The 14170-nt window shown below is 65.2% G+C and carries 14 protein-coding genes; 5 read left to right on the top strand and 9 right to left on the bottom strand.

The window, feature by feature from the left end:
- Positions 1–78: 78 nt before the first annotated feature.
- The 6 genes from ACZ1JV_RS11795 to ACZ1JV_RS11770 form a co-directional block, all read right to left on the bottom strand.
- Positions 79–654 (bottom strand): helix-turn-helix domain-containing protein, encoded by a 576-nt coding sequence (locus ACZ1JV_RS11795; protein WP_465151695.1) that lies wholly within the window; start codon positions 652–654, stop codon positions 79–81.
- Complete coding sequence (gene fliN / locus ACZ1JV_RS11790) at positions 651–1007, bottom strand: flagellar motor switch protein FliN (protein ID WP_465136192.1); 357 nt, start codon at positions 1005–1007, stop codon at positions 651–653. Before fliN ends, ACZ1JV_RS11795 begins: the two co-directional genes overlap by 4 nt.
- An 11-nt stretch (positions 1008–1018) precedes the next feature.
- Positions 1019–2638 carry a flagellar basal-body MS-ring/collar protein FliF gene (fliF, locus tag ACZ1JV_RS11785; protein WP_465136193.1) on the bottom strand — a complete coding sequence of 540 codons (1620 nt, stop codon included), beginning with the start codon at positions 2636–2638 and terminating at the stop codon, positions 1019–1021.
- A gap of 94 nt (positions 2639–2732) precedes the next feature.
- Positions 2733–3518, bottom strand: coding sequence for a FliH/SctL family protein (locus ACZ1JV_RS11780; protein WP_465151694.1), 786 nt, complete (start codon positions 3516–3518; stop codon positions 2733–2735).
- Positions 3519–3575: 57 nt separating this feature from the next.
- Positions 3576–4604 carry a flagellar motor switch protein FliG gene (fliG, locus tag ACZ1JV_RS11775; RefSeq protein WP_465138591.1) on the bottom strand — a complete coding sequence of 343 codons (1029 nt, stop codon included), beginning with the start codon at positions 4602–4604 and terminating at the stop codon, positions 3576–3578.
- 167 nt (positions 4605–4771) lie between these two features.
- Positions 4772–4939: a hypothetical protein gene (locus ACZ1JV_RS11770; RefSeq protein ID WP_465136195.1), complete on the bottom strand. Its 168-nt coding sequence runs from the start codon at positions 4937–4939 to the stop codon at positions 4772–4774.
- Here ACZ1JV_RS11770 and ACZ1JV_RS11765 point away from each other — a divergent pair.
- The 5 genes from ACZ1JV_RS11765 to ACZ1JV_RS11745 all read left to right on the top strand — a co-directional run bounded on the left by ACZ1JV_RS11765 (position 4926) and on the right by ACZ1JV_RS11745 (position 12077).
- Positions 4926–7436, top strand: coding sequence for an SBBP repeat-containing protein (locus ACZ1JV_RS11765; RefSeq protein ID WP_465151693.1), 2511 nt, complete (start codon positions 4926–4928; stop codon positions 7434–7436). The two genes, ACZ1JV_RS11770 and ACZ1JV_RS11765, sit on opposite strands and share 14 nt — an antisense overlap.
- A gap of 26 nt (positions 7437–7462) precedes the next feature.
- Positions 7463–7888: a flagellar basal body protein gene (locus tag ACZ1JV_RS11760; protein WP_465136197.1), complete on the top strand. Its 426-nt coding sequence runs from the start codon at positions 7463–7465 to the stop codon at positions 7886–7888.
- A 797-nt stretch (positions 7889–8685) separates the two neighbouring features.
- On the top strand, positions 8686–9690 hold the full coding sequence (locus tag ACZ1JV_RS11755) for an XRE family transcriptional regulator (protein WP_465151692.1): 1005 nt from the start codon (positions 8686–8688) through the stop codon (positions 9688–9690).
- A gap of 79 nt (positions 9691–9769) precedes the next feature.
- Positions 9770–11131, top strand: coding sequence for a putative bifunctional diguanylate cyclase/phosphodiesterase (locus tag ACZ1JV_RS11750; protein ID WP_465151691.1), 1362 nt, complete (start codon positions 9770–9772; stop codon positions 11129–11131).
- A gap of 244 nt (positions 11132–11375) precedes the next feature.
- Positions 11376–12077 (top strand): CatB-related O-acetyltransferase, encoded by a 702-nt coding sequence (locus tag ACZ1JV_RS11745; protein ID WP_465151690.1) that lies wholly within the window; start codon positions 11376–11378, stop codon positions 12075–12077.
- Positions 12078–12183: 106 nt separating this feature from the next.
- Here ACZ1JV_RS11745 and ACZ1JV_RS11740 read toward each other — a convergent pair whose 3' ends face one another.
- The 3 genes from ACZ1JV_RS11740 to ACZ1JV_RS11730 are packed head-to-tail and all read right to left on the bottom strand — an operon-like array spanning position 12184 to position 14138.
- A complete protein-coding gene (locus ACZ1JV_RS11740; RefSeq protein WP_465136201.1) occupies positions 12184–12606 on the bottom strand; it encodes a flagellar biosynthesis protein FlgN in 423 nt (140 codons plus the stop codon).
- Complete coding sequence (locus tag ACZ1JV_RS11735) at positions 12596–13057, bottom strand: rod-binding protein (RefSeq protein WP_465151689.1); 462 nt, start codon at positions 13055–13057, stop codon at positions 12596–12598. The genes ACZ1JV_RS11740 and ACZ1JV_RS11735 overlap by 11 nt, the downstream gene beginning before the upstream one ends.
- Positions 13058–13067: 10 nt before the next feature.
- Positions 13068–14138: a flagellar basal body P-ring protein FlgI gene (locus ACZ1JV_RS11730; RefSeq protein WP_465152551.1), complete on the bottom strand. Its 1071-nt coding sequence runs from the start codon at positions 14136–14138 to the stop codon at positions 13068–13070.
- Positions 14139–14170: the final 32 nt, after the last annotated feature.

Genomic DNA, 14170 nt, shown 5'->3' with positions numbered 1-14170 from the left:
CTGTTACGGCGTTCGAAGGCGTATTCGGCGCATCGGCCCGGGCTATCCGCCCCTCGGCGGGCCGATAGCCCGGCACCATCAGTGGCGCAGAAGGCCCGGCGGCAGTACCTGCCCGTCGGACAGGAAAGTGCGCAGCTTGTTGCGCATGGTCCGCACGGAAATGCCCAGCATCGACGCTGCGCTGGTGCGGTTGCCCGAACAGCGCTCCAGCGTCTGCAGGATCAGCTCACGCTCGACATGATCGAGACTGTGGCCGACCAGCCCGCTGACCGCGCGGCGGAACGTGAGCTTGCCGCTGCGCTCGCCGCGCAGGCGGGCGATCACATCGGGCATGTCTACGGCGATTTCCACCACCGCGACTTCGCCGCCGCAACGCCAGGTCTCGCGGATCGCGCCGCCGGCAGTGCCGACCGCGATGCTGGCGGCGGAACCGCGCACCATCTCCACCGCCAGCCCCATCGCCGGGCCCAGTTCGCCCACCAGCATCAGCCGTGTGGCATCGGGCTGCGTGCCGTCCTCGATCCCCATCCCTGCCGCGACCGGTGCATCGATGCCCCTTCCAATTGCGGGTTCGATCCTCGGCTCGATGCCCGGTTCGATGCCTGCCTCTCGCCCCGGCTCCGGGCCGGCTTTGGGTTTGCCGACGGGGATCATCCCTCCTGCCTCACGATTTCGGTCAGGGTCACGCCCAGCGTGCTGTCGATCAGCACCACTTCGCCGCGCGCGATCAGACGGTTGTTGACGAAGATGTCCACCGGCTCGCCGACGCGGCGATCCAGTTCGACCACCATGCCCGGCTTCAGGCGCAGCAGGTCGCCGATGTCCATGCGCGAGCGGCCCAGCACGGCCTGGACCTTCACCGGCACGTCGAACACGGCCTGAAGATCGTCGGGCGTGGGCGGCGTGGTCGGGCGCGGCGACCAGGGGCGCGCTTCGGAATCGTCCAGCGGCTCGTCGTCGTTCAGGAACGCCGGGGCAAGCTGGCGGGGTTCGAGTTCGTCGCTCATCTGGGGGCCTTTCAAGAGTTCATCCATTGACGGATCACCGATGCGGATTCGGCAGGACTGGAGGAGATGGCATCACCGATGCGCCGCAGGGCGGAGAGTTTGATGCGGCCATCGACCTGGGCCAGCGCGATTTCCTGGTCGAGCAGCGGCTCGCCATTCTCGCCGCGCAGCTGTTCGAGGCGGCGCATGGCTTCCTCGTCGCCATCGGCGGCACGCTCGCCCAGCGCCAGCATCTCGCTATCCAGCGCAGACTTTTCCACCACGCCTTCCAGCAGCTGCGGCGCCGGGGCCGGCAGCGCCAGCTTGGGCTTCAACATGCGCAGGCCGATCAGGGCGATACCGCCGACGAGCACGATCTTCAGCACGTCGAACAGACGGTCCCAGGTCAGGCCGAACGGCAGGCCGGCAGAGGCGCCGTCGATATCCGCCGGGGCGCTGAACGTCATGTTCTCGACCACGACGCTGTCACCGCGGGCGGCATCGAAGCCCACTGCGTTTTCGACCAGGCGCTGGAGGCGCTGCACTTGCGGAGCAGGCAGGCCCTGCGGGCCGCCGTCCACCATCACCGCCACGGTCAGGCGCTTGACCTGGCCGGGCGTGCGCACCGCCACCTTGTTGGTGCGGCTGTTCTGGTAGGTGGTGTCTTCGGAGGTTTCGTTGCGGGCGGAGCGACGGCTGTCGCCACCGGTGCCGTTGACGTTCCCCTGATTGTCGGGAAGCTGCGTGGCGACCGAAGCGCCGCGTGCACCGGCGGCGTTTTCATCGTTCTGGTCGTTCGATTCCACCGTCACCTGATGGGCGACGACTTGCGTATCGGGATCGTAGACTTCCGATTCCTCGCGCACCTGATCGCGTTCCAGCACGGCGGCCACTTCGGCGCGGACCTTGCCCTGGCCGACGATCGGTTCGATCATGGCCTCGATCTCGTCGCGCAGGCGCGCTTCCATCGCCGACTGGCGATCCTCGATATCGCCCGAACCACCGGCCCCGCCGTCACCCGCGCGCGCCAGCAGCGCGCCGGTCTGATCGACGATGGAAACCGCTTCGGGCGCCAGATCGGGCACCGAGGAGGATACGAGGTAGCGGATCGCCTGCACCGTCTCGTTCGGCAGGCGGCCGGCCGTCTTCACGGTGACGGCGGCGCTGGCCTTGCGCGGTTCGGTTTCGAACATCGCGCGCTCAGGCATGACGATGTGGACGCGCGCCTTGCTGACCTTTTCCAGCGTCTCGATCGAGCGGGCGAGTTCGCCTTCGATCGCGCGGGTCTCGTTCAGCTTCGCGCGTGAGGAGGACACGCCGAAGGGCTCTTCCGCATCCAGCACTTCGTAGCCGATCTTGCCGCCCAGCTGCTCGCCGGCCAGCGACATGCGCAGTTCGGCCAGCTTGTCGACCGGGGCCATGACCGCCGTGCCGTCCGGCGAGATCTGATACGGCACGTTCTGCGCCTTCAGCTTCTCGGTGATGGACTGCGCGGCAGCAGGATCGAGATCGGAGTAGAGGTAGCCCATCTCGCTGGCAGGTGTGCGGAACGCCACCCAGGCGAGGGCTCCCAGCATGGCGAGGGCCACACCGCCCATCAGCAGGGCACGGCGCGCGCCGATCTGCTCGATAAAGTTGCGCAACGCGTTCAAGATCGCCTCTTATTCCGGACGAGACCCCCCTGGTCTCGCTCGGGTCCATTATAGGATAAGAGACTAGGCAACTCTTGCCGGTCGCCGGAAAAGTTTACGCTGCGGCGGTAAGCCCGGTTTCCGGCCGCATTTCGGCATCCTCGGCACGTGCTTCGATGACGTCGGAAGCCCCATCGCGTGCCACATCAATGGCTTCCAATACAGGAGAAGCCATGGGCGCTTCCGCCTCCTGCGGACTGGCCAGCAGGCCTGCGAGTTCCGCCAGCACCGCGGTACGGCGCGCCTCTGCACTCACGCCCAGGCCGCCTTCGGCCCAGCCGATGCGGGCATCGGCGGGCGGCATGGCCGGATCGTCCATGACGACGATCGACAGCGTCCGGCGTTCGCTGGCCTGACGCGCGGCAACGACGCCTTCCAGCGCCTCCCGCATGGTCGGATGGACGCGCACGGTGATGCGGGTGCCGCGGGCAACCTGATCCAGCGCACGCGACAGCGCCTCCTCGATGGCGCGCGCGGGCTCCAGCGCGACGGCGTGGCCGGCCAGCATTTCCGCCGCCAGCAGAGCCACTGATCCGGCTTCGCAGGCGACCAGATCGGCCATGTCCTCGAAACGGCGGGCAATATCGTCAAGCCCGGCGTGCAGGGCGTCTGTGGCGGCCAGCAGCGCGGCATCGCGTTCGTGCCGCGCCTGCTCCAGTCCTGCGTCGAAACCGTCTGCACGGGCGCGGACCAGTTCGGCCGCGTGTTCCTCACGCAGACGCTCGATCCGTGCCTCCAGTGCGGCAAGCTGTTCATGTACGGCATCGCCGCCGGTCTTCTCCTCCGCCTCTGCCGAGGCAAAGCGGAAGACCCGATCGAAACCGAAAGGCTCAATGGCCATGGTTGTCTCCATTTGCGCGCACCCTGGGTTCGTCTACCGCCCTAGACCGTCCAAGTCTCAGTAAATCATCGCATCGTCGCTCTTGGGATCGACCAGCATGATTTCGCCCCGATCGCCCAGCGACTTGGCAAGGCGCACCAGCGCGGTCTGCGCTTCCTCGCACTCGCGCGCACGGACCGGGCCCATCGCGGCCATGTCGTCGCGCATCAGCTTGGCCGCACGCTCGGTCATGGCGTTGAAGAACACCTTCTTCATGTCGTCCGGCGCGCCCTTCAGGGCCAGCGCCAGTTCGCGCTTGTTGCAATTGCGCACGATCGTCTGGATCGCGCCCGGCAGCAGGTTGGCCAGATCCTCGAAGGTGAACATCAGCGCGCGGATGCGTTCGGCCGATTCCGGGGCCTTGTCGTCCAGCGCGTCCAGCATCGCTTCCTCGGTCGAGCGGTCCAGCGCGTTGAACAGTTCGGCCATCGTCTCGTGGGGATCGCGGCGCTGCGCGCGCGAGAGATTGGTCATGAACTCGCTCTTCAGCGTCTGCTCCACCTGGACCAGCACGTCCTTCTGCACCGTGTCCATCCGCAACATGCGCATCACGACGTCGGTGGCGAAATCGCGCGGCAGTTCGGACAGCACGCGCGCGGCGTGATCGGGCCGCAGCTTGTGCAGGATCACCGCCACCGTCTGCGGATATTCGTTCTTGAGGTAGCCCGCGAGCACCGCCTCGCTGACGTTGGACAGCTTATCCCACATCGTGCGACCGGAAGGACCGCGGATATCCTCCATGATTTCCTTGACCTTGTCGGACGGCATGATGCCTTCCAGCAGGCGCTCGGTCGTCTCGTAAGAGCCGTGGAGCGTCGCCATGCTGGAGACTTCGCCCGAGAACTGCACCAGCAGATATTCGACCACCACCGACGGCACGCGGCCGAGCTGGGCGATCGTGGCGGACAGTTCCTTTATTTCCTCGGTCGTGAGCTGATCCCAGATCGGGCCGCCCTGCTCGTGGCCGAGCGAGAGCATCAACGCGGCAGCGCGTTGCATTCCCGAAAATTTCTTAAGCTCGGGCGGTTCGCCCACCGCGGCCATCATCGTCACGTCTTTCATCCCCAAAAAAGTCCGCGATGCCGACCTGTCGGCGCCTGCGACCGTCTATCTTATAGGATGATAGCGGGCGGGTGCGAAGCCCGGGAGGCAGATTTGACGATAAACTACAGCAGCGGGCTCATCGGACTGTCGATTCTTGGCGGGACCAGCGCTTACTCCAGCGCCATTTCGACGAGCACGTCCACCGACAGCGCCGCGGTCACCGCGGCGAAGAAGGCTTTCACCATGCCGGCGACCACGCCGCCGTGGAAGCTGGCGGACACCGATACCTCGTCGACCAGCTCGCAGGTGTCGGCGATCAAGAAGATGCTGTCGGTCATCGACAATTCGTACAGCCGCGACAGCTCGCTGGACGATCTGCCCGACGTGAAGGCCACCTTCACGATCTACAAGGCGCTCACCCGCCTGCAGACCCTGGCCGAAAGCGCCGCCAAGTCCGGCACATCGGCCACCGAGCGCGCGGCGCTGGAAAAGGCCTTCGCCAAGGGGCTGTCCGATATTCAGTCCTATATCGGTTCGACAGATACCGATCTGCTGACGTTGAACTTCGGCACCTCGGCCAGCCGCGTGCAGACCGTTGCGGTAGACAAGCCGGATGTCACCGGCGCCATTACCGGCGAGACCGTCTCCACCAAGGAGGGTGACGCGATTTCGGGCCTGACCGGCAGCGAAGTGTTCCAGATCACCCTGGCCAAAGGCACGACCACGCAGACGGTCAATGTCGACCTGTCGCAATCGACCCAGCCGCCCACGCTCGATTCCGTTGCCGCCGCGCTGAATGCCGCAATTTCGGCGCAGCCGCAGCTCGACGCCAACGGCGATCCCGTGCTCGATGCCGATGGCAACCCCGTCAGCGAGTGGAAATCCAAGTTCACGGTGGCTTACGACAGCGATGCCGAGAAGTGGGGGCTGGTATTCAAGCCCTCCGGCATCGAGAAAGTCTCGCTGGAACAGGTGGATGCCGGCGATGCGATCATGGTCGCCAGCGGCGAGACCCGCACCGATTCCACCACCGATGCGGAAATCTACAAGTTCGGCGACATTGCCGGTTCGCTGACCTGGGAACGCCTGAGTTCGATCAACGGCGTGGACGCCACCGCCACCGCGCAGGCCGTGGCAGCGGCCGACGACGATGACGACGAGGATACCGACTATACCGTCGATGCCAGCACCAGCGCCCGCGCCATGGTGACGGATTCCGATGGTTTCAGCTATATCGTCGGCACCACCGACGGCGATCTGGGCAGCCAGGTTTCGGACGGATCGAACGATCTTTTCCTTACCAAGGTCGATTCCGAGGGGAATGTGGTCTGGAAGCGCAATCTGGGCGCGGCCGGATCCGCATCGGGCTCCGCGATCAGCCTTGCACCCAATGGCGACATCGTCGTCGCCGGTTCGGTCAGCGGCGAATTCAACAACAGCGATCCGGACCAGACCGACCTGCTGGTGGCGCGCTTCAGCGCCGCGGGTGAGGAACTTTCGGCCACCGCGATCCGCCAGGTCGGCAACGAGACCGCCAGCGCGGTGACGGTGGGCAACGACGGCAGCATCTATGTCGCCGGGCGCGCCTCCACCGGCGGCGGCGATGCGGTGATCGTCAAGCTCGATTCCAGCGGCCAGTTCGTGGAACGCCGGACGATCGACAGCGGCAGCAACGACCTTGTCAACTCGCTCGCCATCGACGGTTCGGGCAACCTGCTGGCCCTGACCAACGAGGGCGGCGTCGCCAAGCTGCGCCAGATCGATGCCAGTTCGCTGTCCAACGATCTCGGCTCGATCACCCTGGGCAGCAATGTCGAAGCGCGCGCCATTGCGGTTTCGGACAGCGGAGAGATCGCCGTAGTCGGTGCCGCCAGCAGCGCGGTTGCCGGCGATCAGGTCAATTCCATCACCGGATCCCGCGACGCCTTCGTCACCCGGATCGACGCCGGCCTGACCTCCGCCAGCACCACCTATATCGGCACTTCCGACGACGACCAGGGCGACAGCGTTACCTGGCTGGGCAACACGCTCTATGTCGGCGGCCGCACCGCCGGCACGCTGGAAGGCACCAAGGCCGGCACCGTGGACGGCTTCATCGCCCGCGTCGACGGCGATACCGGCGAAGTGCAGACGGTCTCGCAATGGGGCCTCGTCGCAACCACCGTGGAGCCGGTGCGCATCACCACCCTGTCGGGCGGCGACAATGCGCTGGACGCGCTGGGCCTGCACAGCGGCCTGCTGAACCCGACCACCTCGGCCACGCTGGTTTCGCAGACCAGCCTGCGCGCGGGCGACGAATTCTCGATCGCGGTCGATGGCGAGGATGCGCGCAAGATCACGATCGACAAGAACGAGACGATGACCACGCTGGCGGCCAAGATCAAGAAGATCACCGGCACCGACGCCACCGTCACCACCTCGCTGGTCGATGGGCAGACGACGCTGAAAATCACCGTCGCCGCCGGTCACACTTTGGTTCTGAGCGCCGGCGGAGACGGCAAGGACGCACTGGCCAAGCTGGGGCTCACGCCGGTAAAGCTCAGCACGCCCAAGGTGAAAGGCAAGAACGATCCCAAGGTCACGCCCGGCGGATCCTACAGCCTTTCGCTCAGCAATGCGCTGAGCCTGTCCACCAAGGCTGCGGCGACCGAGGCGCTGACCAAGATCAAGTCCGCCGCATCGATGATCCAGAGCGCCTATCGCTCGCTCTACTGGGATTCGACGAAGACTGCGCTGGTGGACGGCGTCACGTCGTCCAACGGCGGCTCGGCGTACCAGAAGGCACAGCTTGCCAACTATCAGGCCGCGCTGTCGCGCCTGACCGGTTCTTCCTGATCCTTCCTTCCCGAAAGGAACATTCGATGTCTTCGCTTCCCCCGCTGCTGGACGGCATGGCCGCCTCGATGAAGGCGATGGCCGAACATCAGCGCGTCATTTCCGAGAATATCGCCAACAGCGAGACGCCCGGATACAAGGCGCGCACCGTTTCCGCGCCGGACTTCTCATCGCTCGTCTCGCAATATGGCGAGGCGACCGGCGCCCCGCACGTCGCCCGCCCGCAAGTGGCGCTATCCGCTTCGATGACGGCGCTTGGCGCCCGTCCTCCGCAGGCCGGCGGCCGCATCGTGCTGGATAGCGACACCAGCGAGACCAAGCCGGACGGCAACAACGTCACCCTGGAAGACCAGCTGATGTCGCTGGGCCAGGTCCAGGCCGACTACACGGCGATGACCAATATCTACAAGAAGCAGATCGGCCTGCTGAAGCTTGCGCTTGGCCGCAACTGATCATGCGGTCCGCGCCGAATCGACGGCCTTGGCCACCGAACACCCCCGTCCAAGCATCCCCAGATAGAATCGGACGGGAATAGACTGGGCGCGCGCTTTCGGGTGCGCGCCTTCCTTTTGCCGAATCGCCTTGTTCGCCAGCAATACAGGAACCCTACGCCGTTTCAGGCGTTTATCCCGGAACATGCGGGATTTCCAGAAATCGCCTCGATATCCGAACGGTCTCCGGCCACGCTGGCAGCGACCGAAAAGCCGTTACCTGCGGTTTCCCGATATGCAATTATCCTGAAATTTTGTGATTAATTTCAATATTTTGCAAAATCTCAGCTATTCCCGAAAACCTGCACCGCGGCAGCGTTACATGTCCCAGGTAACGGTTAAAAACCTGCAATCGGGGCGATACAATGCTCATTCATCGTTAAGCAATCATAATAAAGAGAGAACCCGGGTTTCCGGATAGCCATCCAGTTCTGACCCGTTTTGGACCATCATCCCAAGTGCGATATTGACCACCTCGGTGCTTCATGAAACATCTTGGGCATTGCAATGAAATTCGAGCTTCGATGACAGAAAAACCAGTTCGATCCGGCAGGCGGGCAAGGAAGGCGACTGCCTCCGGTTTCGCAGCCCTTCAGATCGACGCCTGCCGCAGCCTGGTATTTCCAAACGGGATAAGGAAGTTTCGCAAGCAACGAAATATAGGTTCACTGCTGGAACTGGCCGAACAGCTTCCCGACATTACCTATATTCGACTTTCCAAGATCGAACGGGGCGAAGTATTTGCCCGCGCCGCAGAGATGCGCGCGATCGCCGCCGCACTCCACGTCGATCCGCTGGACCTGCTTGTCGACATCGACGATCCCGCTTTCGATATCGAGGCCTGGGCAGAGCCGATCCTGGGTGCCGACCGCACCGATCCCGAAGCGGACCGCCTGGCCGTGGTGATCGCCGCTGCCGTGCGCGCGCGCCGTGCCGCCGACGATACGCTGACGATCGCCGTGCTGGAGGATGAATACGCGATCGCGCCCGTCATCCTCTCGCGCATCGAAAACGCCCACAAGCCTCTCGATCGCTGGAACGAGGAAGTGCGTGCCTCGCTGCGCCGGCTGTTCGGCGCGGCGGACGATGCGGCGCTGGCAGCACTCGCCACCGATGCCTGCGATCGCGGCGAACTGGATGCCTTCCTGCCGATGATCGCCAACCCGCAACTGCGCATCGCCAAGACCCGCGCCCGCACCGCGGCACTGCGCGCGGAACTGAGCGGACCCTCCCCGGCTGCCGCGCCGGCGCCTGCAAATACCCGCACGGTGCGCGAAAAGGCCGCCCGCCCCTCGCTGGAGACTTCCGTGCTCGAACGCCCCGTTCCCGTGCTGGACGCTCCTACGCCGCGCACTTTCGCGGCAGAAGATATCGCTGCCGACGCCTGCGCCACGGCCACCGTGCGGCTGGTGCCGGTCTTCGGATCGCCGCTGCCCGGCGGGCTGCTGGCGCGCACGCCGACCGATACCCATGTCGAAGCGCCGCGCAGTGCCGGCCCGCGTTCCTATGGCCTGCGGATCGGCCGCTCCACGCTGGGAGCCGGCCTGCCCGGCCGCGCGGTGCTGGTGGTCGATCCCGATCGCTTCCCCTCGGCCGGCGGCCTTGCCGTGGTCGAACTGGACGAAGGCCTGCGGGTTATCGCCATTACTTTCGATCGCCAGGGCCAGACGCTGGGCTTTTGCCTCAATCCCGAGTTCGAAGTCGCAATCGATGCGATCGATCCCGCGCGCGTCGCCACGGTATTGTCGGCCGTATTCGAATAGTCGGCAATTTGCAGGACTTTCGGGGCCGCTCTTCACTCCAATCCGATATAATGGGATATAGGAGAAGAGCGGACCGACAATGCGCAGCGCTGGCCAGTTAGAATCGATTGCAGGGCAACTATTGCGGCCGGCGAGCGATGCCGATTCCAGCGACCTTTCGCTCAAAGGGCACGAACCGCCACTGCGCGGGGTTGAACGCGCTGTGGCCTCGCTGCGCGGCAGCGACGGGCCGCCTCAGCCCCTGTCCCTGCTGATCCTCGACCTCGACCGTTTCAAGCTGATCAACGATTTGTGCGGTCACGCCGCCGGGGACGAAGTGATCGCCATCGCCGCCGATCGCTGCTCCCGCATCGCTGCGCGTTTTTCAGGCCGCGTGGTTCATGTGGGCGGGGACGAATTCGCCTGCGTGCTGCCCTTCGTCGATGGCGCCGATGTGTCCGACGGGGTCGCCACCAGCCTGCTGGACGTCCTGGCCTCTCCCATCATGCTCGGCCGGCACATGATCCACCTTACCGCTTCGATCGGGATTGCCAGTGATTCAACCGGCATCGAGGCGCCCGAACGGCTGCTGCGCGCCGCCTCGATCGCCATGTCACGCGCCAAGGCCTCCGGCGGAGCCGCCTTGCGCCGCTTCACGCCGGACATGCTGGCCAGCCTGACCGACCGCGCGGCATTGGAGGAGGCGTTGCGCTCCGGCCTTCTGCGCGGAGAGCTGGTGCCTTACTACCAACCCATCGTCACCCTGCCCTCGCGCCGGATCGCGCGCTTCGAGGTGCTGGCGCGCTGGCAGCACCCCGATCGCGGGCTATTGGGCCCCGACCTGTTCCTGCAACTAAGCGAAGACCTGCGCCTGATCGACGAGATGCTGTTCGCGCTGCTGCGTCAGGCCTGCCGCGACGCGCGCGACTGGCCGGACGATGTCGGCCTTGCCGTCAACATGTCCCCCCGGCAGGTCTGCGACCCGGGCCTGGCCGGCCGGCTGCTGCAGATCGTCTTCGCCTGCGGCTTGCCGCCAGAGCGGCTGACGGTGGAAATTACCGAGAACGCCATGATGAACAGTCTGGCCGATGCGCGCGCGACCATCGATTCCCTGCGCCGGGCCGGAGCAAGGATCGCGCTGGACGATTTCGGCACCGGCTACGCCAGCCTGGCACGGCTGTGTCACCTGCCGCTCGACACCATCAAGATCGACCGCACCCTGATCCAGGCACTGGATCACGACGCCGGACGCAAGCTGGTGAACACGGTGCTGGACCTTGGCCGCAGTCTGGCGATGCCGGTGACGGCCGAAGGGATCGAGACCGAGGAGCAGGCACGCTTCCTGATCGAGCGGGACTGTGCCTTCGGTCAGGGCTTCCTGTTCGGCCGCCCGGCCCCCGCTTCCGTCGCGGCCGAGCTTGTAAGAGACGATGCCAAGCCGCGCGCGGACAGCGACGGCTGAGAGGCCGCCCGAAATTCGCCCAGAGCGATTTAGCGGCACCGATCCCGCCTGCCGCAATCGGCCGTGCGCCGCACCACGGGATCGCCATTCTATAATGCCGATAACGCGAACGAATTACTGGAGAGCCTTGTGGGAAATCATCTGTCCGATGATGAAATCGCCAAATGTCGATATCATAACGTCGCGATAGATCCGCTGTCGCAGATTGGCTTCGGCCCCAAAAAATCGATGTTGATCGAACACAATGTGGAACTTCGAAAAAGGTGTCTACGACATCGATTTCATCGGAGCCTACACGTTCCTGGGCGGACGGGACACGTTCATAAGGCACGTTTCATCGATCGGCCGGTTCTGCTCCATCGCAAGCAATATCGTGGCGGGTGAAATTGAACACCCGACGGACTTTATCTCCGCCGCCCCTCTGTTCACCGGATCGCCCTTGCCCGCTGCAACCCCCGGCGAGCGATGCGAATTCGGCGAAGCCAACCGGCCCATGCTGGACAAGTCGGCATGCGCGCTGGAAGCCTCGCTGGCCGGACGGGTATCCAAGATCACGATCGGAAACGATGTCTGGATCGGGGAAGGCGTCTTTATCCGGCGCGGAGTCACGATCGGCGATGGCGCCGTGGTGGCAGCCCGATCGGTTGTGACGCGCGATGTTCCACCTTACGCCATCGTCGGTGGGGCGCCCGCAAAAATCATTCGCTACCGGTTCGAACCCGCCATCGTCGACGATTTGCTGAGCCTGCAATGGTGGAAATATGGGTTGAGCGCCGTGAACGGTGCCGATTTCACTGACATCGGCTCATGCCTCGACACGATCGCGAGCAATATTGCATCGGGCCAGGCGCAAATTCACAATGGGACATTGATGTCCATTGATGAGGATCTGGTCGCAACGCCGGTTCGGTATGACGCCTCAAGCAACATGTTTGAGCTCGTTTAACAGCGGCCCCCAAGGGCCCAAGCACCGCAGGGGCGGTGCCATGCCGGAAATGCCCGCTAAAGGCAATTCCGGCATGGCACCGGCCCTGCTTTCATTCTCAATTCGCTCAGTATTCGCCGTTGAACGAGATCGGCGTCGCGGCGTCCACGCGGGCCAGATCGCCACTGGCGACGTAAGTATAGGACCGGTTGCCGCTGAGGCGCTTCGCCTCGTCGGCGATGGCGGTCATCATTTCCATCGACAGCTCGATCTGGCGTTCCAGCAGCGCGGCATTGGCGATCGAGGCGGCGCGCAGCTCGGCAAGGCATTCGGTCAGCCGCTCGCGCGTCTCTTCGTTCATCGCCGCCTGCCATTCCGGCTCGCGGCGATTGCGGCGGGCCAGCACTTCCTCAAGCTGCGCGACCAGACGCGCCTTGGCCGCCGCCAGCGCGGCAAGATCCAGCACGCGTTCACGCCGCTGCAGCCGCTCGGTCTCTTCCCGCATGACCAGCGAGAGCGAGGTCATGATCTCGATCATTTCATTCGGCATCGCCGCTATCCCCTTGGTCGTAACCGGCCTGCGCGGCGATCGCTTCTGCCGCCGCCGCCTGCCTGGCCGCTGTCTGTGTCGCACCACTTTGAACGGTGTTGGGCTGCGTATTCCCTGCGCCGCCACTGGCCGGACGGGCCATCGCGGTCTGGGGGTTGCCCCCCTGCATCCGGATGATCTGCGCCTCCACGGCGGAGGCGATGCCGAGGCCCTTGCCCTTGGCGATCTGATTGCCGATCTGCTCGGCCATCATGCCGCGGAACATCTCCTCGCCATGGCCGCCGCCGAATTTCTCGTCCACATCGACGGTCTCCAGCATGATCTTGGCGATCTGGCCGGCGAACACGCCTTCGAACTGGCGGGCGACAGCGGCAGGAGACTTGTCCTGCGCGGTCACCGTCTGGCGCGCGGGCTGCGAAGTGATGGCGGAGGCGGTTGTGGTATCGGTCATCGCCGCGCCCTTACTGAACGGTGATCTCGGCCTGGAGCGCGCCGGCGCTCTGCAGGGCCTGGAGGATGGTGATCAGGTCACGCGGGCTGACGCCCAGCGAGTTGAGGCCCGAAACCAGCGTGCGCAGCGAGGTACCCTCGGTCAGCATCGCCAACGACGCACCGTTGCCGTCGTTCGCCTCGACCCGCGTGCGCGGCACGGTGGTGGTCTGGCCGTTGGAGAACGGCGCCGGCTGCGAGACGACCGGGCTTTCGGTAACGCTGATGGTCAACCCGCCCTGCGCGATGGCCACGGGGCTGACGCGCACGTCCGCGCCCATGACCACGGTGCCCGCCGCCTCGTTGATGACGATCCGCGCCGGCTGGTCGACCGGGACGGTCAGGTTCTCGATCCGGGTGACCATCTCGATCACGTTGCCGCCGCGCGGGGTGATCTGCACGGTGGCGGGATCGAGCACTTCGGCGGAGCCCGAGCCTTCATCGTTGATCCGTGCGGCGATCCGCTGCGCCGTGGTGAAATCGGGGTTTTTCAGGGCAAGTTTCAGGTTCTGGGCGGTGCGCAGATCATAAGGCACTTCCCGCTCGACGATGCCGCCGCCGGCGATGCGCGCGGTGGTCATCACGCCGCGGCTCAGCTTGGCCGCCGCGCCCTGCGCCTTGAAGCCCGATACCGCGACCGGGCCCTGCGCCACGGCATAGATCTCGCCATCCAGCGCGCGCAGCGAGGAGACGAGCAGGATGCCGCCCTGCAGGCTGGTGGCGTCGCCCAGGGCGGATACCTGCACGTCGATGGTGGAGCCGGAGCGCGCGAAGGGTGGCATCGTCGCCGTCACCGTCACCGCCGCCACGTTCTGGGTCAGCATCTGGTCGCCGCGAATGTTGACGCCCATGCGTTCGAGCATCGCCTGCAGCGTTTCCTCGGTGAAGGGCACGTTGCGGATGCGGTCTCCGGTGCCCTGCAGGCCGACCACCAGGCCATAGCCCACCAATTGGTTCGGGCGCACGTTCTCGACATCGACGATGTCCTTGATACGTGGCTGCGCGTCCGCAAGGGCGGTGCCGGGCACGGCCAGCGCCAGCATCGCCGCAAGGGCGACCAGCGGCGTGCGCTTCC

This window comes from Novosphingobium sp. BL-S-19 (genome assembly GCF_055521675.1).
This window is presented reverse-complemented; position numbering and strand designations above follow the sequence as displayed.